Annotated in this window: 20 protein-coding genes and 1 other RNA gene; 13 read left to right on the top strand and 8 right to left on the bottom strand. The window is 74.0% G+C overall.

Annotation, left to right across the window (positions count from 1 at the left end):
• Positions 1 to 83 precede the first annotated feature (83 nt).
• From ABZ873_RS22220 to efeU, 6 genes are all read left to right on the top strand, one after another.
• Entirely contained in the window at positions 84 to 1,100 is a 1,017-nt protein-coding gene (locus tag ABZ873_RS22220) for an ABC transporter substrate-binding protein (RefSeq protein WP_360874759.1), read from the top strand.
• A 1-nt stretch (position 1,101) separates the two neighbouring features.
• Positions 1,102 to 2,385, top strand: a complete 1,284-nt coding sequence (locus ABZ873_RS22215) for an iron ABC transporter permease (RefSeq protein ID WP_360874756.1) — start codon at positions 1,102 to 1,104, stop codon at positions 2,383 to 2,385.
• A gap of 86 nt (positions 2,386 to 2,471) precedes the next feature.
• Positions 2,472 to 3,296 (top strand): heme ABC transporter ATP-binding protein, encoded by an 825-nt coding sequence (locus tag ABZ873_RS22210; RefSeq protein WP_360874830.1) that lies wholly within the window; start codon positions 2,472 to 2,474, stop codon positions 3,294 to 3,296.
• A gap of 282 nt (positions 3,297 to 3,578) precedes the next feature.
• Positions 3,579 to 4,727 (top strand): iron uptake system protein EfeO, encoded by a 1,149-nt coding sequence (efeO, locus tag ABZ873_RS22205; protein WP_360874753.1) that lies wholly within the window; start codon positions 3,579 to 3,581, stop codon positions 4,725 to 4,727.
• Between the two features lie 31 nt (positions 4,728 to 4,758).
• The gene (gene efeB / locus ABZ873_RS22200; protein WP_360874750.1) at positions 4,759 to 6,063 is read left to right on the top strand and encodes an iron uptake transporter deferrochelatase/peroxidase subunit; all 1,305 of its coding nucleotides are present in this window, start codon (positions 4,759 to 4,761) and stop codon (positions 6,061 to 6,063) included.
• Between the two features lie 25 nt (positions 6,064 to 6,088).
• Positions 6,089 to 6,937, top strand: coding sequence for an iron uptake transporter permease EfeU (gene efeU / locus ABZ873_RS22195; RefSeq protein ID WP_360874747.1), 849 nt, complete (start codon positions 6,089 to 6,091; stop codon positions 6,935 to 6,937).
• Here efeU and ABZ873_RS22190 read toward each other — a convergent pair.
• The 3 genes from ABZ873_RS22190 to ABZ873_RS22180 form a co-directional block, all read right to left on the bottom strand.
• A complete protein-coding gene (locus ABZ873_RS22190) occupies positions 6,885 to 7,469 on the bottom strand; it encodes a GNAT family N-acetyltransferase (protein ID WP_360874744.1) in 585 nt (194 codons plus the stop codon). The genes efeU and ABZ873_RS22190 overlap by 53 nt on opposite strands.
• Positions 7,466 to 8,329: a PhzF family phenazine biosynthesis isomerase gene (locus tag ABZ873_RS22185; protein ID WP_360874742.1), complete on the bottom strand. Its 864-nt coding sequence runs from the start codon at positions 8,327 to 8,329 to the stop codon at positions 7,466 to 7,468. The genes ABZ873_RS22190 and ABZ873_RS22185 overlap by 4 nt, the downstream gene beginning before the upstream one ends.
• An 84-nt stretch (positions 8,330 to 8,413) precedes the next feature.
• Positions 8,414 to 9,175 carry an SDR family oxidoreductase gene (locus ABZ873_RS22180; RefSeq protein ID WP_360874739.1) on the bottom strand — a complete coding sequence of 254 codons (762 nt, stop codon included), beginning with the start codon at positions 9,173 to 9,175 and terminating at the stop codon, positions 8,414 to 8,416.
• Positions 9,176 to 9,284: 109 nt separating this feature from the next.
• Here ABZ873_RS22180 and ABZ873_RS22175 point away from each other — a divergent pair, with 109 nt between their 5' ends.
• Together ABZ873_RS22175 and ABZ873_RS22170 are read left to right on the top strand one after the other, a co-directional pair.
• Positions 9,285 to 10,607, top strand: coding sequence for a Bcr/CflA family multidrug efflux MFS transporter (locus tag ABZ873_RS22175; protein WP_360874736.1), 1,323 nt, complete (start codon positions 9,285 to 9,287; stop codon positions 10,605 to 10,607).
• Positions 10,604 to 11,617 (top strand): small ribosomal subunit Rsm22 family protein, encoded by a 1,014-nt coding sequence (locus ABZ873_RS22170; RefSeq protein ID WP_360874733.1) that lies wholly within the window; start codon positions 10,604 to 10,606, stop codon positions 11,615 to 11,617. Before ABZ873_RS22175 ends, ABZ873_RS22170 begins: the two co-directional genes overlap by 4 nt.
• A 68-nt stretch (positions 11,618 to 11,685) precedes the next feature.
• Here ABZ873_RS22170 and ddaH read toward each other — a convergent pair whose 3' ends face one another.
• Positions 11,686 to 12,561, bottom strand: coding sequence for a dimethylargininase (ddaH, locus tag ABZ873_RS22165; RefSeq protein ID WP_360874827.1), 876 nt, complete (start codon positions 12,559 to 12,561; stop codon positions 11,686 to 11,688).
• Between the two features lie 91 nt (positions 12,562 to 12,652).
• Here ddaH and ABZ873_RS22160 point away from each other — a divergent pair, with 91 nt between their 5' ends.
• Positions 12,653 to 13,264, top strand: coding sequence for a TetR/AcrR family transcriptional regulator (locus ABZ873_RS22160; RefSeq protein WP_360874730.1), 612 nt, complete (start codon positions 12,653 to 12,655; stop codon positions 13,262 to 13,264).
• A gap of 169 nt (positions 13,265 to 13,433) precedes the next feature.
• On the top strand, positions 13,434 to 14,186 hold the full coding sequence (locus ABZ873_RS22155; protein WP_360874727.1) for a bifunctional DNA primase/polymerase: 753 nt from the start codon (positions 13,434 to 13,436) through the stop codon (positions 14,184 to 14,186).
• Positions 14,187 to 14,279: 93 nt separating this feature from the next.
• On the opposite strand, the gene yaaA is transcribed toward ABZ873_RS22155, so the two are convergent.
• Entirely contained in the window at positions 14,280 to 15,083 is an 804-nt protein-coding gene (gene yaaA, locus ABZ873_RS22150) for a peroxide stress protein YaaA (RefSeq protein ID WP_360874724.1), read from the bottom strand.
• 101 nt (positions 15,084 to 15,184) lie between these two features.
• On the opposite strand from yaaA, the gene ABZ873_RS22145 reads away from it, so the two are divergent.
• The 3 genes from ABZ873_RS22145 (at position 15,185) to ABZ873_RS22135 (ending at position 17,825) form a co-directional block, all read left to right on the top strand.
• Entirely contained in the window at positions 15,185 to 16,639 is a 1,455-nt protein-coding gene (locus ABZ873_RS22145; RefSeq protein ID WP_360874721.1) for an RNB domain-containing ribonuclease, read from the top strand.
• Positions 16,640 to 16,724: 85 nt separating this feature from the next.
• An RNA gene (rnpB, locus tag ABZ873_RS22140) (RNase P RNA component class A) lies at positions 16,725 to 17,126 on the top strand.
• A 132-nt stretch (positions 17,127 to 17,258) separates the two neighbouring features.
• Complete coding sequence (locus ABZ873_RS22135) at positions 17,259 to 17,825, top strand: Uma2 family endonuclease (protein ID WP_360874718.1); 567 nt, start codon at positions 17,259 to 17,261, stop codon at positions 17,823 to 17,825.
• Positions 17,826 to 17,830: 5 nt separating this feature from the next.
• Here ABZ873_RS22135 and ABZ873_RS22130 read toward each other — a convergent pair whose 3' ends face one another.
• The 3 genes from ABZ873_RS22130 to ABZ873_RS22120 are packed head-to-tail and all read right to left on the bottom strand — an operon-like array spanning position 17,831 to position 20,765.
• Entirely contained in the window at positions 17,831 to 19,141 is a 1,311-nt protein-coding gene (locus ABZ873_RS22130; RefSeq protein ID WP_360874716.1) for a bifunctional RNase H/acid phosphatase, read from the bottom strand.
• A complete protein-coding gene (locus ABZ873_RS22125) occupies positions 19,141 to 19,884 on the bottom strand; it encodes a C4-type zinc ribbon domain-containing protein (protein ID WP_360874824.1) in 744 nt (247 codons plus the stop codon). The genes ABZ873_RS22130 and ABZ873_RS22125 overlap by 1 nt, the downstream gene beginning before the upstream one ends.
• Positions 19,881 to 20,765: a Nif3-like dinuclear metal center hexameric protein gene (locus ABZ873_RS22120; RefSeq protein WP_360874712.1), complete on the bottom strand. Its 885-nt coding sequence runs from the start codon at positions 20,763 to 20,765 to the stop codon at positions 19,881 to 19,883. Before ABZ873_RS22120 ends, ABZ873_RS22125 begins: the two co-directional genes overlap by 4 nt.
• Positions 20,766 to 20,910 lie beyond the last annotated feature (145 nt).

The raw sequence follows: 20,910 nt of genomic DNA, 5'->3' as shown, positions 1-20,910 counted from the left end.
TAGGCTAACCTAAGCTAAACCCCGACCGGATGAGAACCCCCCGGTCCCCAGAACCTCAGTCGGACGATCAGGACGGTGCCTTCGTGCCTACGCCCGCCGCGTCACACCGCTTTCCCCGTCTCGCGCTCGCCGTGGCAGCACTGGCCTTCGCGCTGACGGCCTGCGGAGGTACGGCCACCACCCCGGGCACATCCGCCCCTTCGGCAGCGGCCGTACCGGACCGGGTGGAGCCACTGACTCCGGCGCCCGAACCGGCCCTGCCCGCCACGGTGACCGGCGCCGACGGCACCCAGGTCACCGTCGCCTCCGCCGACCGCGTGATCCCGCTCACCGGCAGCCTCAACGAGATCGTCCAGACCCTCGGGCTCGGCCCGCGCGTGGTCGCCCGGGACATCACCGCCACCTTCGAACAGGCCGCCGCACTGCCGGTGGTGACACGTGGCCACCAGGTCTCCGCCGAGAGCGTGCTCTCGCTGCGCCCGACGCTCGTCCTCGCGGAGACCACCACGGGCCCCGCCGAAGCCGTCCAGCAGATCCGGGACGCCGGGATCCCGGTGCTGGTCGTCGCCCCGGCCAAGGCGCTGGACGACGTACCGAAGCGGATCGGCGCCGTGGCCGCCGCGCTCGGCGTCAAGGAGGCGGGCGCGCAGCTCAACCAGCGCACCGCCGAGCGGATCGCCGCCGCCCGCAAGGACGTTCCGGCCTCCTCGGGCAAGCAGCCCCGGGTGGCCTTCCTCTACCTGCGCGGCACCGCTTCCGTGTACCTGCTGGGCGGCTCGGACTCCGGCGCGGCCTCACTCCTCGAAGCCGCCGGAGCGGTCGACACCGGCAAGGACTCCGGGCTCGGCAAGGACTTCACCCCGATCACCAGCGAGGCCCTGGCGGCCGCCGCCCCCGACGCGATCCTGGTCATGTCCAAGGGGCTCGAATCCGTCGGCGGCGTGGACGGCCTGGTGAAGATCCCGGGCGTCGCCCAGACCCCGGCCGGCATGGACCGCCGCGTGGTCACGGTCGACGACGGCGTCCTCCTCAACTACGGCCCCCGCACGGACCAGGTCCTCACCTCCCTGGTCTCCCAGCTCTACGGCAAGGCGTCCTGACGTGGACATCACCTCGACCACGCCCGCGCCGGAAACGGGACCCGGGGCCGGGTGTGTGCCGGGGCGCTCCCCGCAGGGCGCCGAACGCACCACCGCCGCACCGGCCGGCCCCGAGTCCCGTTCGGCGCCCGAGGAGACGCCCCGGCGCGCGCCCGGCCCCACCGAAGCCGAGCCGCCCGCAGCCGAACCGCCCGCGCCGAAGCACACGGCCAAGCCCGCCGCAGGCGGCCGGGCAGGCGGCCGGGCAGGCGGAAAGCCAGGCGGCCGCGCCGCCCTCCTCACCACCGCCCTCATCGCCGCCCTGCTCCTCCTCGCCCTGCTCTCCGCAGGAATCGGCGCCTACCACATCCCCACCACCGACGTCCTCGCCTCCCTCCAGCACCACCTCGGCCTGGGCGGCGCCCCCCTGGACCGCGTCGGCGAGAGCGTGCTGTGGAACGTACGCCTCCCCCGCGTCGTGCTCGCCCTGCTCGTCGGCGCGAGCCTCGGCTGCGCCGGCGCGCTCATGCAGGGCGTCTTCGGCAACCCCCTCGCCGAGCCCGGCGTCATCGGCATCTCGGCCGGCGCCGCCGTCGGCGCGGTCGCCGCCATCGGCCTCGGCCTCACCTTCTTCGGCAACTGGACCGTCACCGCCTGCGCGTTCATCGCCGGCCTCATCACGGTCAGCGCCGTCTACCTCCTCTCCCGCAACGGCGGGCGGACGGAGGTCGTCACGCTCATCCTCACCGGCATCGCCGTCAACGCCTTCGCCGGCGCCCTCATCGGCCTGTTCGTCTTCTTCGCCGACAGCGGGCAGGTCAACCAGATCACCTTCTGGCAGCTCGGCTCCCTCGCCCAGGCCACCTGGCCCAAGGTGCTCGCCGTACTCCCCTGCGCCCTCGCCGGCCTGCTCGCCGCCCCCCTCTACGCCCGCCGCCTGGACCTGCTCTCCCTCGGCGAACGCCCCGCCCGCCACCTCGGTGTCGACGTCGAACGGCTGCGCCTCGCCCTGATCCTGGTCGTCGCGCTGCTCACCGCCGCCGCCGTGGCCGTGGCCGGTGTCATCACCTTCATCGGCCTGCTCGTCCCGCACCTGCTGCGCATGGCCAACGGCCCCGGCCACCGCTTCCTGGTCCCGGGCAGCGCGCTGGCCGGTGCCGTGGTCCTGGTCGCGGGAGACCTGGCCGCCCGTACGCTCGCCCAGCCGGCCGAGCTTCCCCTCGGGGTGCTCACCGCCCTCATCGGCAGCCCGTTCTTCTTCTGGCTGCTGCGTCGCACCCGCCGCAAGCAAGGAGGCTGGGCGTGACCCCCACCACCGGCAGCCCCACCAGCCCCACCAGCCCCACCGCCGACATCACCAGCACCACCGAAACCCCCGGCCCCTTCACCCGCCTGCTCTCCCGCCGCCGCCGGACCGTCCCCGGCCGCCCCGCCCCCGGCGCGGCCCTCGCCGAGGCCGTGGACCTGCACGTCCGGCTCGGGCAGCGCGAGGTCCTGACCGGGATCGCGCTCACCGCCCGCGCCGGCGAGGTACTGGCCCTGGTCGGCCCGAACGGCGCCGGCAAGTCCACCCTGCTCGGCGCCCTCGCCGCCGACCTGCCCGCCACCTCCGGCGAGGTACGCGTGGACGGCCGCCCGGTGACCGACTGGAGCGCCCCGGACCTCGCGCTGCGCCGCGCCGTCCTGCCCCAGGCCGCCCAGCTGTCCTTCCCCTTCCCGGTGGAGGACGTCGTACGGATGGGCCGCGCGCCCTGGGCCGGTACCCCCCTGGCCGAGTCCGACGAGGAGGCCGTGGCCTCCGCCATGGCCGCCGCCGAGGTCACCGAGTTCGCCGCGCGCCCCTTCTCCGCGCTCTCCGGCGGCGAACGCGCCCGGGTGGCGCTGGCCCGCGTCCTGGCCCAGCGGGCCCCGCTGCTCCTGCTGGACGAACCGACCGCCGCCCTGGACCTGCGCCATCAGGAGCTCGTGCTGCGGCTGTGCCGTGAGCGGGCGGAGGCGGGGGACGCGGTGGTCGTCGTCCTGCACGACCTGGGGCTGGCCGCCGCCTACGCCGACCGGGCGGCCGTCCTGCACGGCGGCCGGATCGCGGCGGACGGCCCTCCGGCCGAGGTGTTCCGGGACGCGCTGCTGAGCCGGGTGTACCGGCAGCCGGTGGAGGTGCTGCCGCACCCCCGGACCGGGGCCCCGCTGGTGGTCCCCGTACGCGGTGGCGCGTAGCCAGGCCCGCGACCTGTCCCGCTCGCCCCACCCGCCCCACTCGCCCCGCCCACCCCCACCTCGACTTCCGCCATGCGGAAATGAGTCCGCATTTGACCCGTTCTTGACCCCGCCTTGAGGGCGCCGTGGAGCACCCGTGACGGCCCCGTGTCCCCCGCCGAAAGGTGCGAGCTGAATCACTGCACGGCGGGGTATGGGAGAGGTAAGCCTCGGTTAAGTTAGGTCAGCCTCACCGACCTCTCCCCCTTGGGAGGGCCGACGCCCGACGTCCAGGAGCCCGCCATGCGCCCCGCCCGCCTCACCGTCGCTGCCGCCTCCGTGGCGGCCGCACTGACCGTCGTCACCGCCTGCTCCCAGAAGAGCGACGCGGGATCCGACGGCGCGATCAAGGTGGCGGCCTCCGACAGCGCCTGCGAGGTCTCGAAGACCGAGTTCCCCGCGGGCAAGGTGCAGCTCGACGTCGAGAACAAGGGCGCCAAGGTCACCGAGGTCTACGTCCTCTTCCCGGACGCCCGCATCGTGACCGAGCGCGAGAACATCGGCCCCGGCACCAAGGCGTCCATCACCGCCGAGATCAAGGCCGGCGACTACGAGATCGTCTGCAAGCCCGGCATGAAGGGCGAGGGCTTCGCCCAGAAGGTCAAGGCCACCGGCCAGGGCGGCGGCGAGAAGCGCAGCCCCGAGATGGACGCGGCGGTCGCCGCCTACCGCGCCTACGTGGTCGCCCAGGCCGAGGAGACCCTGCCGAAGGCGCAGGCGTTCGCGGACGCCGTCAAGGCCGGTGACATCGAGGCCGCGAAGAAGGCGTACGCCCCCTCCCGCATCGGCTGGGAGCGCACCGAGCCGGTCGCGGAGTCCTTCGGCGACATCGACCCGAAGGTCGACGTCCGCGAGGACGGCCTGGAGGCCGGCCAGGACCCGGCGAAGGACTGGACGGGCTGGCACCGCCTGGAGAAGTCCCTGTGGGCCGACAACAAGATCGACGACACGGACAAGAAGCTCGCGGACACCCTGATCGCGGACCTGACCGACTGGCAGAAGAAGGTCGGCCAGGCGGAGATCACCCCGACCTCCATCGCCAACGGCGCCAAGGAGCTGCTGGACGAGGTCGCCACCGGCAAGGTCACCGGTGAGGAGGAGCGTTACTCCCACACCGACCTGGTGGACTTCAAGGCCAATGTGGAGGGCGCGCAGAAGGCGTACGAGCTGCTGAAGCCGATCGCCTCGAAGAACGACCCGGAGCTGTCCAAGCAGCTCGACACCCAGTTCGCGGCGCTGAACACGCTGCTGGACAAGTACCGCACCGACAAGACCTCCTACGAGTTCACCTCGTACGACAAGGTCGGCGAGGCGGAGCGCAAGGAACTGTCGGACGGCGTCAACGCGCTCGCCGAGCCGCTCTCCAAGCTCGCCGCCGCGGTCTCGAAGTAACGGCGGAACGGAAACAGCGCGGAGGCCCACGATGACCGGCTCGGACACGGCGGCGCAGGAACCGCAGGACCCGCGGGACCCGCAGGACCCGCAGGAGCCCCGCCAGCAGGGCGCCGCCCCCTCGCGGCGCGCCGTGCTGGGCTGGGGCGGGGCCGGGCTCGCGCTCGGCGCCGCCGCGGCCGGTGGGGCCTCGGTGGCCTTCGGCGGCGGCCCGGACATCGTCTCCGCGGCCGCGGCCGGGTCGGCGGTGCCCTTCCACGGCGAGCACCAGGCCGGTATCGCGAGCGCCGTGCAGGACCGGCTGCACTTCGCGGCCTTCGACGTGAAGACGAAGGACCGCGCGGAGCTGGTCCGGCTGCTCAAGGAGTGGACGGCGGCGGCCCGCCTGCTGACGGCGGGCCTGCCGGTCGGTGACGCGTACGAGGGCCTGCCGGAGGCCCCGCCCACCGACACCGGCGAAGCCCTCGGCCTCAAGGCGTCACGGCTCACCCTGACCCTCGGCTTCGGCCCCGGTCTCTTCGCCCGGGACCGCTTCGGGCTGGAGGGCCGGCGCCCCGGGGCGCTGGTGGACCTGGAGCTGTTCCCCGGGGACAACCTGGACCCGGCCCGCTCCGGCGGGGACCTGTGCGTCCAGGCGTGCGCGGACGACCCGCAGGTGGCCGTGCACGCCGTCCGGCAGCTGGCCCGTATCGGCTTCGGCCGGGTCGCCATGCGCTGGTCGCAGCTCGGCTTCGGCAAGACCTCCTCGACCACCCCGGACGAGCAGACCCCGCGCAACATGATGGGCTTCAAGGACGGCACCCGGAACATCTCGGGCACCGACCGGGCGGCTCTCGACCAGCACGTCTGGGTGGGCGCGGGCGACGGCAGCGACTGGATGACCGGCGGCTCCTACCTGGTGGCGCGCCGCATCCGGATGAACATCGAGACCTGGGACCGCACCTCGCTGCGCGAGCAGGAGGACATCTTCGGCCGCGACAAGGGCGAGGGCGCCCCCGTGGGCAAGTCCAAGGAGCGCGACGAGCCCTTCCTCAAGGCGATGAAGCCGGAGGCGCACGTCCGCCTCGCGCATCCCGACAGCAACAACGGTGCGACGATCCTGCGCCGCGGTTACTCCTTCACCGACGGCACGGACGGCCTGGGCCGCCTCGACGCGGGCCTGTTCTTCCTCGCCTACCAGCGTGACATCCGCACGGGCTTCCTCCCGGTCCAGCGCAGCCTGGCCAAGTCGGACGTCCTCAACGAATACATCCAGCACGTGGGTTCGGCCGTCTTCGCCGTCCCGCCGGGCGTCCGCGACAAGGACGACTGGTGGGGCCGGACGCTGTTCGCGTGAGTGTCCTCCGGAGGGGAAGAACGCCGTGTTCGGCAATTATCTGATCGGCCTGCGCGAGGGCCTGGAGGCCAGCCTGGTCGTCTGCATCCTCGTCGCCTACCTGGTGAAGACCGAGCGCCGGGACGCCCTGCGTCCGGTGTGGCTGGGCATCGGGATCGCCTGCGCGCTCTCGCTGGCCTTCGGCGCGCTGCTCGAATTCGGTACGCAGGAGCTGACCTTCGAGGCGCAGGAGCTGATCGGCGGCGGCCTGTCGATCGTCTCGGTGGGCCTGGTGACCTGGATGGTCTTCTGGATGAAGCGCACCGCGCGGCATCTCAAGGCCGAGCTGCACGGCCGGCTGGACACCGCCCTCGCCATGGGCACGGGCGCGCTGGTGGCCACCGCGTTCCTGGCCGTGGGCCGGGAGGGCCTGGAGACGGCGCTGTTCGTGTGGGCGTCGGTCCGGGCCAGCGGTGAGGGCTCCTCGGCGCCGCTGATCGGCGTACTGCTGGGCATCGGGACGGCGATCGTGCTGGGCTACCTCTTCTACCGGGGCGCCCTGCGCATCAACCTGGCGAAGTTCTTCCGCTGGACGGGCGCGATGCTCGTGGTCGTGGCCGCGGGCGTGCTCGCGTACGGGGTCCATGACCTCCAGGAGGCCCGGTTCCTGGGGGGCCTGGGGAACAAAGCCTTCGACGTGAGCGAGACCATCCCGCCGGACAGCTGGTACGGGACCCTCCTCAAGGGCGTCCTCAACTTCCAGCCCGACCCGACAGTCCTCCAGGTCGTGGTGTGGGTGGTGTACCTGGTGCCCGTGCTGGTGCTGTTCTTCGCGGGGCAGGTCACCACAGCCGGTCGACGGCCCCCGGGTGCAGAGGAACACGGACCCCGGTGAAGGCCGTCCGGGCCCGGTGGTCCGGGCTGTCGGTGAAGAAGGCGGCGAGCACCACCTTGTCGAAGCCCGGGGCGTCGGTGGCCAGCGGCTCCTCCGGCGTGCCGCCGACCAGGACCGTGCCGGGCAGCGGGGCGAAGCCGGCCGCGGTGTAGAAGGGGGCCAGGGGCCGGTCGCAGCTGAACAGCGCGAGGTCCACGGCCCCGTCGGCGGCCAGTACGGCGCGGGCCGCCGCCACCAGCCGCCCGCCGTGGCCCCGCCCGCGGACCGCGGCCCGGGTGACGACGGAGCTGAGCCCGGCCGCCCGGTGGCTCCGCCCGCCGAGGCGGATCTCCTTGTGCAGCAGGGACAGCGCGGCGAGGACCGTGCCCGCCGGGTCGGTGAGCAGCAGGCTGCGCGGCGCCAGCGCCGGATCGTGCCCGGGGGCCGAGCCCGGCCATGCCTCCGCCTCCAGGGCGGCGACCTGCGCGGCCAGCGGTGCGGGCACCTCGGCCTCGGCGAAGGCGAGCACACGCGGGCCGTGGGCCGCGCTCACGGGATCCGGACCGCCTCGCCGGAGACCCGGACGCGGGGGTCGTCCGCGCGCAGGGTGACCGTGAGCAGGCCGGGCCGCCCCATGTCCTCGCCCTGGTGCAGGGTCAGTACGGCCTCCTCGGGCACGAGCCCGGCCTCCCGGGCGTACGCGCCGAAGGCGGCGGCCGCGGCGCCGGTCGCGGGGTCCTCCACGACCCCGCCGACGGGGAAGGGGTCGCGGACGTGGAACTCCGCCGGGCCCGCCCGGTGCACCAGCTGGACGGTGGTGAGGTCCAGGCGCCGCATCAGGGCCTCCAGGCGGGCGAAGTCGTAGTCCAGGGCGGCGAGCCGGGCCCGGGTGGCCGCGCCGAGCACCAGGTGGCGGGCCCCGGCGTAGGCGATGCGCGGCGGGAACGCCGGGTCGAGACCGGCGGGCGGCCAGTCCAGCGCGGCCAGGGCCTCGGCCAGGTCGGCCGGGCCGATCTCCTCGGTGTGCGGGACGACGCTGGTCAGCGTGGCCCACGTACGGCCGCCCTCGGCGGTGACGGAGACCGGGACCGTGCCCGCGCGGGTGGCGAACAGCAGCTCGCCCGGACCGGTCCGCTCGGCCAGGGCGACGGCGGTGGCGACGGTGGCGTGCCCGCAGAAGGGGACCTCCGCCCTGGGGCTGAAGTAGCGCACGGTGAAGGAGCGGCCCTCGGTGCCGCCGAGCCCTTCGGGCGGGGCGGTCAGGAAGGCCGTCTCGCTGTAGCCGAGCCCGGCGGCGATCCCGAGCATGGCGGCCTCGTCCAGCCCGGTCGCGTCGAGGACGACCCCGGCGGGGTTGCCGCCGTCCGGGTCGCCGGAGAACGCGGTGTAGCGCAGTACCTCGGTGTCGGTCATGCGGCCATGATCGGCGCCCGGCGCGCGCGGTGGCAACGGAGATCCGCCGGGCCCGGCCCCGGGGCCGCCCGGCCGGGACCCGGCTCAGCCCCGCCCGATGTACGGCATCGCGGTGGCCATCACCGTGGCGAACTGCACGTTCGCCTCCAGCGGGAGTTCCGCCATGTGCAGCACCGTGCGGGCCACGTCGGCCGCGTCCATCACCGGCTCCACCGCCAGCTGCCCGTTGGCCTGGAGGATGCCCGTCGTCATGCGCTCGGTCATCTCGGTGGCCGCGTTGCCGATGTCGATCTGGCCGCAGGCGATGCGGTACGGCCGCCCGTCCAGCGACAGGGACTTCGTCAGGCCCGTCATCGCGTGCTTGGTCGCGGTGTAGGCGACGGAGTGCGGGCGCGGCACGTGCGCGGAGATGGAGCCGTTGTTGATGATGCGGCCGCCCTGCGGGTCCTGCCGCTTCATCTGCCGGAAGGCGGCCTGCGCGCAGAGGAAGGCGCCCGTGAGGTTGACGTCGACCACCGAGCGCCACGCCTCGTAGCTCAGGTCCTCCAAGGCGACACCGCCGGGGCCGAAGGTGCCCGCGTTGTTGAAGAGCAGGTCGAGGCGGCCGTGGCGGGCGTGGACCGACTCGAACAGTCCAGTGACCTCCCGCGGGTCCGCGACGTCCGCCCGGACGCACAGCACGTCAGCCTCCGGTCCGGCCGCGGCGGCGGTCTCCTCCAGGGGGCCGGTGCGGCGGCCCGCCACGGCCACGGCCCATCCGGCGGCGGCCAGCGTGAGGGCCACCGAGCGGCCGATTCCGGAGCCGGCGCCGGTCACCACGGCGATCTTCTTCGTAGGTTCGTCCATGGGGCCGCAGGGTACGTCACAGGGCGCTCCGGTCCCCGGACGTTCCGATTGCTGAGAGCATGGGGCGGTCAAGGGTGCGTATGAGCAGATGAGAAGAGTGGAGTCCCGTATGTCGGAGAGAGGTCCCGCGGCGGCTCCCTCGCAGGGCTCGTCGCCCGGTTCGCCCTCCGCTTCCGCCCCTTCGGCGCCCCTGAAAGCGGCCCGGCGCACCGGGCTGCTGGTCACTTTCATACTCGGCGGGCTGACCGCCCTCCCGCCGCTGTCCATGGACATGTACCTGCCGGCCCTGCCGCAGGTCACCGACGCCCTGCACAGCCCCGCCGCGACCATCCAGCTCACCCTGACCGCCTGCCTGGCCGGTATGGCGCTGGGCCAGCTGGTCATCGGCCCGATGAGCGACCGGTGGGGCCGCCGCCGGCCGCTGCTCTTCGGCATGGCCGTCTACGTGCTCGCCACCGCCCTGTGCGCGTTCGCACCCAGCGCCGAGCTGCTGATCTCCTTCCGGCTGCTCCAGGGCCTGGCCGGATCCGCCGGGGTCGTCATCGCGCGGGCCGTCGTACGCGATCTGTACGACGGCGACGAGATGGCGCGGTTCTTCTCCACCCTGATGCTCATCTCGGGCGCCGCCCCGATCGTCGCCCCGCTGATCGGCGGGCAGGTGCTGCGCTTCTCCGACTGGCGGGGCGTCTTCCTCGTCCTCACCGTGGTCGGCGCCGTGCTCACCCTCACGGTCTGGCGCGGGCTCGGGGAGACCCTGCCGCCCGAGCGCCGGCACACCGGAGGCGTCGGCTCCGCGCTGCGGACCATGCGCGGGCTGCTGGGCGACCGCGTCTTCACCGGCTACACCCTGACCGGCGGCTTCGCCTTCGCCGTGCTCTTCTCCTACATCTCCGCCTCCCCGTTCGTGATCCAGGAGATCTACGGGGCTTCGCCGCAGGCGTTCGCCCTGCTCTTCGGGCTCAACTCGGTCGGGCTGATCCTCGTCGGCCAGATCAACGGCAAGCTGCTGGTGGGCCGGGTGCGCCTGGACAAGGTGCTGGGCCTCGGGCTCGCGGTGGTCTTCTCGGCGGCGGTGTCGCTGCTGCTGATGTCGACGGGGGTCTTCGGCGAGGTCGGGCTGGCGCCCGTGGCCGCCGCGCTGTTCGTGCTGATGTCCGCGATGGGCGTGGTGCTGCCGAACACCAACGCGCAGGCCCTGATGCGCACCCCGCACGCCGCCGGGTCGGCCTCCGCGCTGCTCGGCACCTCCTCCTTCCTGATCGGCGCGATCGCCTCGCCGCTGGTGGGGATCGCGGGCGAGGACACGGCCGTACCGATGGCCCTGGTGCAGCTGGCGTGCGCGGTGCTGTCGATCAGCTGCTTCCTGGGCCTGTGCCGGCCCTGGCGGCAGCGGGAGGCGCAGGCCGCTCCCGGCCGTAAAATCGGCGGGTGAACGTCTCCGTCCCCACCTCCGCCGACACCCTCCGCAGCACGCTGGGCGGCCTGCTCGACGGGCTGCCGCCCAAGCAGGCCGCGGCCGCAGTCGAGCGGCTGATCGCCAACTACCGGGGGCGGACCCCGACCGACGCGCCCGTCCTGCGCGACCGCTCCGACGTCGCCGCGTACGCCGCGTACCGGATGCCCGCGACCTTCGAGGCCGTCCGGGCCGCCCTGGACGGGCTCGTGGAGGCCGCCCCGGGCTGGTCCCCTGCCTCGCACGTGGACGTGGGCGGCGGTACGGGCGCCGCGACCTGGGCGGTGGACGCCACCTGGGACGGCCCGCGGGAGACCACCGTGCTGGACTGGGCCGAGCCCGCGCTCGCCCTGGGCCGGGAACTGGCCGCGGCCTCCGGCTCGGCGGTGCTGCGCGGCGCCGAGTGGCGGCGGGCCGTCATCGGCGCGGGACTGGCCGTGCCCGAGGCCGACCTGGTGACCGTCTCGTACGTCCTCGGGGAGCTGACCCCGCAGGCCCGTACGGCCGTCGTCGCCGAGGCGGCGCGGGCGGGCCGGGCGGTGGTGCTCGTGGAGCCGGGCACGCCGGAGGGGTACCTGCGCATCCGCGAGGCCCGGGAGCAGCTGATCGCGGCCGGGATGCGGGTGGCCGCGCCCTGCCCGCACGACAGGGCCTGCCCGATCGAGGAGGGGCGGGACTGGTGCCACTTCTCGGCGCGGGTCAGCCGGTCCTCCCTGCACCGGCAGGTCAAGGGCGGCTCCCTGCCGTACGAGGACGAGAAGTTCAGCTACGTGGCCGCGACCCGCTTCCCGGTGGAGCCGGCCGCCTCCCGGATCACGCGCAGGCCGCAGATCCGGAAGGGGCTGGTCCTGCTGGAGCTGTGCGGTCCCGCGGAGGGCGAGGGCTCGGGCCTGACCCGGGTCAGTGTGACCAAGCGCCACGGCGACCTGTACAAGGCCGCGCGGGACGCCGACTGGGGCATGGCCTGGCCGCCGCCCTCCGGGGACTGAGCCACCAGGGGCCTGAGCCGCTGGGGGCCTGAGCCACCAGGGGCCCGGGCCGCTGGCGGCCTGAGCCGCTAGGGGCGCAGCTCCTGGGTGCAGCACTTCACGCTGCCGCCGCCCTTGAGCAGTTCCCCGAGGTCCATCGGGACCGGCTCGAAGCCGCGGTCGCGCAGCGGCGCCAGCAGACCGGTCGCCGCCTGCGGGAGCAGCACGTGCCGGCCGTCGGAGACCGCGTTGAGGCCGAGGGCGGCCGCGTCGTCGGCGCCGGCGATCAGCGCGTCGGGGAACAGCCGCTTGAGCACGCCCTGGCTGCCCGGGGAGAAGGCGTCGGGGTAGTACATGACCTCGTCGCCGTCGAGGACGCTGAGCGCGGTGTCCAGGTGGTAGTAGCGCGGGTCGACCAGGTCGAGCCCGATGACGGGGCGGCCGAAGAACTCCTGGGCCTCGTCGTGCGAGAGCGGGCTGGAGCGGAAGCCCCGGCCGGCCAGGATCCAGCTGGCCGTGACGGCGAAGTCGCCCTCGCCCTCGTTGATGTGGGCCGGTTCGTGGATGTCGCGGTAGCCGTTCGCGCGGAACCACGCGAGGTGCCGTTCGGCCTCGCCGGTGCGCTCGGGGTAGGCGAAGCGGGCCCCGAGGACCCGGCCGTCGACGACCAGCGCGCCGTTCGCCGCGAAGACCATGTCGGGCAGGGCGGGGTCCGGTTCGAGGGTGTCGACGGTGTGGCCGAGGGCGCGGTAGCGGTCCCTCAGGTCCTCCCACTGGGCGAGTGCGAGGGGCAGGTCCACCGGTTTCGTGGGGTCCATCCACGGGTTGATGGAGTACGTGACCTTGAAGTGTGCGGGTGGGCACATCAGGTAGCGCCGGGGTGTGGCGTCTCTGCGCAAAGAAGGCTCCTCACGACTTTCACGACTCGGGTCGAGTTCTGAAGAGAATCGTCTCTCCGGAACCAGGACAACACAGTGGACCGATGGGGTGGTTTCGCGGAAGCCCGCATGACAGGGCGAGAGGAGACGAGACGTCTCGCTTTGCTATGTTCGGGGCATGACGAAGACCCCTGACGCCACCCGCCGCAGCGACCGCTCCCGCCGCGCCATCCTGGACGCCGCGCTCGCCCTGGTCGGGGAGGTCGGCTACAACAAGCTGACCATCGAGGCCATCGCCGCCCGCGCCGGCGTCGGCAAGCAGACCATCTACCGCTGGTGGCCCTCCAAGGCGGCCGTCCTGCTCGACGCCTCGCTCGCCCTCGCCGGGGAGGCCGAGGCGGAGGCGGAGTGGACCGGCTTCCCGGACACCGGGGACCTCGCGGCCGACCTCAAGTACGTCCTGCGGGCCACGGTCGACGAGTTCACCGACGAGAAGTACGCGGCCTCCGCGCGCGCCCTCACGGCCGCCGGGGCCACCGATCCCGAGCTGGGCGCCCAGTTCACCGAACGGGTACTGGAGCCGCAGCTCGCCCTGTACGAGGAGCGGCTGCGGGCCGCCCGCGAGGCCGGCCGGCTCGCCCCCGACACCGATCTGCGGCTGACGGTCGAGATGCTGCTCGGCCCGCTGACCTACCGCTGGCTGCTGCGCACGGGCCCGCTGACCCACGCCTTCACCGACGCGCTCGTGGACCGGGTGCTGGGCGGGGTGGCAAACGTCACCGCCCGCTAGGCGCCGGACCACCGGCGTTCACCCGGGACCGTATGCCCTGCTTCCTCACCTTTGCGGTGGTTCCGCCCCGGCCCTCCCCCGCCCCCCAGTCCTCGGGAGCGGTCACCCGGGGCTCAGGATGGTGGGACCATGTGAAGGTCTGCCGGGCAACGGTGAGGTGAGGGGATAGATGGGGTCTGAATCCGGCCGCGCCGAGCGCGGCGAGCAGAGCAGGATCTCCCAGTGGCTGCGCCGGCGGCGCAAACCCGCCGCCGAAGACCCCGCGGGCGAGCGCGAGGAACTCCTCCTGGCCGTGGCCGCCGCCGGGCTGCCGATCGCCCCCGCCGCCCATCCGGCCGGATACCGATGTTCGTGCGACCGCATCGGCTGTCCCACCCCGGCCCGGCATCCGGTCTCCTTCGCCTGGCAGACCCAGTCGACCACCGACCGCGCGCAGATCGAGCGCTGGGCCCGCAACCAGCCCCAGGCCAACTTCATCACCGCGACCGGCATGGTCCACGACGTGCTCGACGTCCCCCTCGAAGCCGGCACCGACGCCCTCGACCGCCTCCTCCTCGCCGGCATCAAGGTCGGCCCCGTCGCCGAATCGGGCGGCACCGGCGACCAGGCCCGCATGCTCTTCTTCACCGCCACCCGCGGCACCCCCGAGGACGAGGACGAGTGGTGGCCCTGCGCCCTGGACTGCCACCCCGAGACCATGGACGAGCACCCGGGCCTGCGCTGGCACTGCCGCGGCAGCTATGTGCTGCTGCCGCCCGCCGCCCTCCCCGGTGACCACGCGGTGCGGTGGATCCGCGGCATGGAACACCCCCTGCCGGACCCGCTCACCCTGCTCGAAACCCTCACCGACGCCTGCGCCCAGTACGCGGACACCGCGGAGCGGAGCCCGGACGCGGTGGCCTGGCCCCTCGGGCGGCACTGACCCGGTGGGCCGGGGGTACCGACCCCGTGGCCGGGGCGCGCCCCGGCCACCGCAGGCCGTCAGGAGCGGATCCGCCTCAGTGGTGGACCTGTCTCAGTGGTGGATCTGCGTCACGACCACGTCGAGCGACCAGGCCCGGCCCGCCTTCGCGGGGGCCTCGGCCTCGACCACGTAGCCCAGGTCCCGCAGGGCCGTCACCAGCTCGGCCGGACCGGCCGGAGCCGCGCCCGCCACCAGCAGGTCCCGTACCAGGCGGCCCTTCGTGGCCTTGTTGAAGTGGCTGACGACGGAGCGCTTCTCGACGCCGTCCACCATCTGGGAGTGCAGCACCCGTACGGTCGCGGTGCGGCCCGCCACCTCGCCCTTCGGCTTCCACGCCGTCGCGTACGCCGCCGAGCGCAGGTCCAACACCAGCCCGTCCCCGGCCGCCTCGGGCAGCACCTCCGCCATCGGCGCCCGCCAGTACGCGCCGAGCGCGCCCAGCGCGGGCAGCTTCACGCCCATCGAGCAGCGGTAGGAGGGGATCCGGTCGGTGATCCGCACCGCGCCCCACAGCCCCGAGAAGACGAGCAGCGCCTCCTCGGCGGCCGTCCGGGCCGCCGCGGGCAGACCGGCCAGGTCCAGGGCGTCGTAGAGCACGCCCGTGTAGATCTCCCCCGCCGGGCGGGCCCCCGCCGAGCGCAGCTCCGCGTTCTTGGCGACCTCGCCGCGCAGCCCCTCGCTCAGCCCCAGCACCTCACGGGCCTTGAGCTCGTCCCCCGCGCACAGGTCGACCAGCTCCGCCAGGACGGTCGCGCGGGCCGCGGCCAGACCGGGCAGCGACAGCTCGGCCGGCTCCAGCGGGGCGCCGGAGCCCCCGGCGGCCTTTCCCTCGGAGGGCGGCAGCAGCACGAGCACGGTGGTTCTCCTTCGGTACGGCACGGCGCGGGGGTGCGGCCCCCGGCCCAGGGTAGACGTCCCGCCGCGCCCTCCGGCCCCGTCGCCTCTAGGCTCGGTCCATGCCACGGCGTCAGATGCACATGACCGGCGCGGACGGGACCGCCCTGCGGGCCGCGCTGCGCGCGCTGCGGGAGGAGCTGGGGGTGCCCGCCGGGTTCCCGCCCGAGGTGCTGGCCGAGGCCGAGCGGGCCACCGCCCGCCCCCGGCTGCCGGACCTGGACCGCACCGACCTGCCGCTCTTCACCGTCGACCCGCCCGCCTCCGTCGACCTGGACCAGGCCATGCACCTGGCGCGGCGGGCCTCCGGCGGCTACCGCGTGCACTACGCCATCGCCGACGTGGCCGCCTTCGTCGCCCCCGGCGGCCCGCTCGACGCCGAGGCCCACCGCCGCGTGATGACCCTGTACTTCCCCGACGGCCGGATCCCGCTGCACCCGCCCGTGCTCTCCGAGGGCGCCGCCAGCCTGCTGCCCGGCCAGGACCGGCCGGCCCTGCTGTGGCGCTTCGACCTGGACGCCGACGGCCGGGTCGAGACCGCCGACGTCCGCCGCGCCCTCGTGCGCAGCCGGGCCAAGCTCGACTACGAGGGCGTGCAGAAGGCCGTCGACACCGGCACCGGCACCGGCGCCGCCGGGGAACCCCTCGCCCTGCTGGCGGACATCGGCCGGCTGCGGGAGGCCCTGGAGCGCGAGCGCGGCGGCATCTCCCTCGACGTGCCCGAACAGGAGGTCGTCGAGCAGGACGGCACCTACCGCCTCTCCTACCGCGCCCCGCTGCCCGCCGACGGCTGGAACGCACAGCTGTCCCTGCTGACCGGCATGGCCGCCGCCGATCTCATGCTGGCCACCGGCACCGGCATCCTGCGGACCCTGCCCACCGCCCCCGACGGGGCCGTCGGCCGGCTCCGGCGCACGGCGGCGGCCCTGCGGATCGACTGGCCGCACCATGTCCCGTACGCGGAACTCGTCCGCTCCCTCGATCCGCACCGGCCCGCCCACGCCGCCTTCCTCCAGGAGTGCACGGCCCTGCTGCGCGGCGCCGGCTACACCGTCTTCACCGGCGGCGAGACCCCCGACCCGGCGATCCATTCCGCGGTGGCGGCCCCGTACGCCCACTGCACGGCGCCGCTGCGCCGGCTCGTCGACCGGTACGCCGGGGAGCTGTGCGTGGCGGCGGCCGCGGGTACGGAGCCGCCGGAATGGGCGGTGGCGGGCCTCGCCGGGCTGCCGGAGCGGATGGCGGAGGGGAGCCGGCTGGCGAACACGGTGGAGCGGGAGTCGGTGGACCTCGTGGAGGCGGCCGTACTCAAGGACCGCGTCGGGGAGACCTTCGAGGCCACGGTGATCGACGTGAAGGACCGCGAGCCCCGGGCGGGCACGGTCCACCTCACGGACCCGGCGGTGATCGGCCGCATCCACTCGGACGACGGCGACCTCCCCCTGGGCGAGCGCATCCGGGTCCGCCTGACGGAGGCGGACCCGGGCACGGCGAAAATCCTCTTCACGCCGGCGTGATCCCCGCAGGCGCGAGGGCCGGGGGACCGAGGGACCGCGGGATCAGCGGCTCACGCCGGGCGGGTAACATGTCCCCCACGGCAGACGAGTCGGCCGGGCGGCCGCGTCGGGATCCTCGGATCCCGCCGAGGAACGTCCGGGCTCCACAGGGCAGGGTGGTGGGTAACGCCCACCCGGGGTGACCCGCGGGACAGTGCCACAGAAAACAGACCGCCGGGGGCTTCGGCCCTCGGTAAGGGTGAAACGGTGGTGTAAGAGACCACCAGCGCCTGGGGTGACCCAGGCGGCTAGGTAAACCCCACCCGGAGCAAGGTCAAGAGGATCCGTCCCCGGACGGGTCTGCGCGAACGCTTGAGGGCTGCCCGCCCGAGTTCGCGGGTAGACCGCACGAGGCCGGCGGCAACGCCGGTCCTAGATGGATGGCCGTCTCCCCGGCGACCGCGAGGTCCCCGGGCGACAGAACCCGGCGTACAGGCCGACTCGTCTGCCCTCCCTCTCCCTCCCCGTCCGGGTCCCCGGATCGGGTTACGGTTGCTCGGAAGCACCGCCGCCGCGCGTCCGTCGGCGGTACGTTCCCCCTGACCGGTACCCGCCGCGTAGACCCCTGGGAGCACCCACGATGTCCGCACAGCACCGGCACCGCGAGTACCTGCCCGTCGACCGGGAGACCTCGCTGAAGTTCGCCGTCCAGCGGCTCAACGAGAGCGGCGTGCGCGCTCAGCTCGTCGAGGGGGAATTCGAGATCATGGCTCCCACCTGGGACCACGAGAACACCGTGGACCTCGTCCGGGACGGCCTCGCGCGCCGGGCCCGCGAGCTCAAGTGCGTCAAGGGTTCGGGGAACCTCGACCTGCCGGGTACCGAGAACTGGTACCTGCCCGATATCGCGATCGTCCCGCAGGAGATCGCCAAGGGCGCCACATCCCTGCCGGTGGACGAGGCGCTGCTCGTGGTGGAGGTGACCTCCGAGTCGAACGCGGCGGACGACCGGGTCAAGAAGCGTCGCCGGTACGGGCAGTTCGGCGTGCCGCTCCACCTGCTCGTGGACCGCGTCGACGGGACCTGGACCCTGTTCTCCGGGCCCGTTCACGACGGGTACGCGACGGAGGAGGGCCCGCATCCGTTCGGCACGCCCGTCGCCCTCCCCGAGCCGTTCGGCATCGAGATCGACACCGCCGGGCTGTAACGGCCCTACCGCAGGTGGGAGGTGTCGTTCAGGAGGCGGAGGGAGGCGTTGCCGTCGCGGTAGTAGGAGACCGCGGAGAGGGACGCCGCCGAGAGTTCCATGCGGAACAGGGATTCCGGTGGGGCGCCGAGGGCGAGGCGGACCAGGATCTTGACCGGGGTCACGTGGGTGACGAGCAGGACCGTACGGCCCGCGTGCGCGGCCAGGAGCCGGTCGCAGGTGGCGGAGATCCGGCGGGTGGCGGCCGCGAAGCTTTCGCCGCCGGCGGTGGGGGCGGCCTCCGGGGAGTCCAGCCATGCCTGGAGGTCGTCCGGGAAGCGGTCCCGGACCTCGCCGAAGGTCAGGCCCTCCCAGGCCCCGAAGTCCACCTCGCGCAGACCCTCTTCGACGGTCACGCCGAGTCCGAGCCGGTCCGCGACGGCCTGAGCGGTCTCGCGGCAGCGGCGCAGCGGTGAGCTGAGCACGGTCTGGATCGTGCCCCGCGCGGCCAACGCCTCGGCCACGGCGGCCGCCTGCCGCCGCCCGGCCGCGGACAGCTGGGGGTCACTCCCCCCACTCCCGGAGAACCGCTTCTGCGGCGTGAGCGCCGTCTCCCCGTGCCGCAACAGCACAAAGGTGGCAGGCGCCCCCATGTCGGGGCCCCACCCTTGCCCACCCGCGGGCGCCACAGTGGCCGGCGTACCGGCCGTGGCCGCGCCAGGTTCGGAGCCGGGCTCCGGGGAGAGGGTGTCGGGCCCTGCGGCCGAAGCCGCGTCGGGCTCGGTGGGGGCTTCGCCCCCCGGTGTGGCGCCGCGGGCCGCGGCCAGGGCTGCGCGGGCCGCTGCCGCGCCCGCTGCCGCGTCGCCCGGCGGGGGCGAGGGGACCGGCGGGGCCGACGGGGCCGGTGGCTGCCACTGGGTGCCGCGTTTGCCCGCGTCCATCGCCTCGTTCGCCAAGCGGTCCGCGTGCTTGTTGCGCTCGCGCGGGATCCACTCGTACGTCACCTGCGCACGCGGGAGGATGCGGGCCGCCTCCGCCGCCAGGGGCTTCATGTCCGGGTGCTTGATCTTCCAGCGGCCCGACATCTGCTCGACGACGAGCTTCGAGTCCATCCGGACCAGGACCACCGCGTCCGGCGCGAGCTCGCGGGCCGCCGTCAGGCCCGCGATCAGACCCTTGTACTCCGCCACGTTGTTCGTCGCCACGCCGATGTACTCGGCGCGCTCCGCCAGTGTCTCGCCCGACGCCGGGTCGAGGACGACCGCGCCGTAGCCGGCCGGCCCCGGGTTGCCCCGGGACCCGCCGTCCGCCTCGACGACAAAACGTGGCTCCGGCATCAGATGCCCGAGTCGGCCGTGCGGACCAGGATGCGGCCGCAGTTCTCGTGCCGGACGACCTGGTCGCGCGCCGCGGCCTTGATCTCGTTGACCTCGGCCATGTCCAGCTCCAGCCGGCAGCCCTCGCAGCGCCGCTGGTAGAGGCGCGCCGCCCCGACCCCGCCCTGCTTGACGCGGATCTTCTCGTACAGCGCCATCAGGTCCGCCGGCATCGAGGTGACGATCACCTCGCGGTCCTTGGTGACCTTGGCGACCTCGGCGTCGATCTCGGCCGTGGCCGCGTCACGCCGCTCGGTCGCGTCCGCCGTCTTCGCCTCCAGGCCGGAGACGCGGCCGGTCAGCTCGGAGACCCGCTCCTGGGCGGCCTCCAGGCGCTCCATGACCTCCAGGACCACGTCCTCCAGGTCGCCCTGCCGCTTGGCGAGGGAGACGACCTCGCTCTGCAGGTTCGCCAGGTCCCGGGCCGAGATGCCCGCGCCGGAGTCGAGCCGCTGCTGGTCGCGGGCCGCGCGCTGGCGGACCTGGTCGACGTCCTGCTCCGCCTTCGTCTGCTCGCGCGCCGTGTCGCTCGCCTGCGTCTGGGCGGCGACGAGCAGGTCGCGCTGCTGGCTCAGGTCCTTGGTGAGGGAGTCCAGCTCGGCGTGCTCGGGCAGCGACTTGCGCTTGTGGGCGAGCTGAGACAGCCGGACGTCCAGCGCCTGGACGTCGAGAAGTCGGATCTGGTCGGCGGGCTCGGCGTTCAGTTGGGGGCTCCAGGGATAGCAGGGATAGCAGGGACAGCAGGGACAGCAGAGGGAGTGACGGACGGCGCGTGCACCGTCCAGGGGTCGGTGACCGTGCGCGAGACATGGGTCCGCAGGCCCCAGCCATGGCGCTCGGAGATCGCGTCGAGCTGTGCCGCCGCCTGCTCGCACCAGGGCCATTCGGTCGCCCAGTGCGCGGCGTCGACGAGCGCCAGCGGGCTCTGCTCGCGCGCCTCGGACACCGGGTGGTGGCGCAGGTCGGAGGTCACGAAGGCGTCCACGCCCGCGGCGCGCACCTCGGCGAAGAGGCTGTCCCCGGAGCCGCCGCTGACGGCGACGCGGCGGATCAGCATGTCCGGGTCCCCGGCGACGCGGATGCCCTGGGCGGTCGGCGGCAGCCAGGCGGCGCACCGGGCGGCGAACTCGCGCAGGGTCTCGGGCCGGTCCAGCTCGCAGATCCGGCCGAGGCCGCGGCGGCCCTCGGGGTCGCTCGGGTCGGCCACGAGCGGGCCGGTGATGCGCAGGTCCAGGGCGCCGGCGAGGGCGTCGGAGACGCCGGGGTCGGCGGTGTCGGCGTTGGTGTGGGCGACGTGCAGCGCGATGTCGTTCTTGATCAGCGTGTGCACGACGCGGCCCTTGAAGGTGCCGGCCTCGACGGTGGTGGTCCCCCGCAGGTAGAGGGGGTGGTGGGTGACGATCAGGTCGGCGCCCAGGGAGACGGCCTCGTCGGCGATCTCCTGGACGGGGTCCACGGCGAAGAGGACCCGGGTGATCTCGGCTTCGGGATCACCGCACACGGTTCCGACCGCGTCCCACTGCTCGGCCCGCGAGGGGGGCCAGAGAGCGTCCAGCGCGGCGATGACTTCAGAGAGACGGGGCACGGGCCAAGGCTACCGTCCGCCGAAGGCGCCCCGGTCAGCGCGGGCCGGGCGTCCGGCCGGGGTCCGGCCCGGCGCCCGGCCCCGCGTCCCGCCCCGCGTGCAGCCCGGCCACCAGATAGGTCGGTCCTCGGGGTGGGTAAGAGTG

Source organism: Streptomyces sp. NPDC047014 (genome assembly GCF_040644195.1).
Lineage (GTDB): Bacteria > Actinomycetota > Actinomycetes > Streptomycetales > Streptomycetaceae > Streptomyces.
Note: the sequence above shows the minus strand (reverse complement) of the source record. Positions and strands in the feature narration are given on the sequence as shown.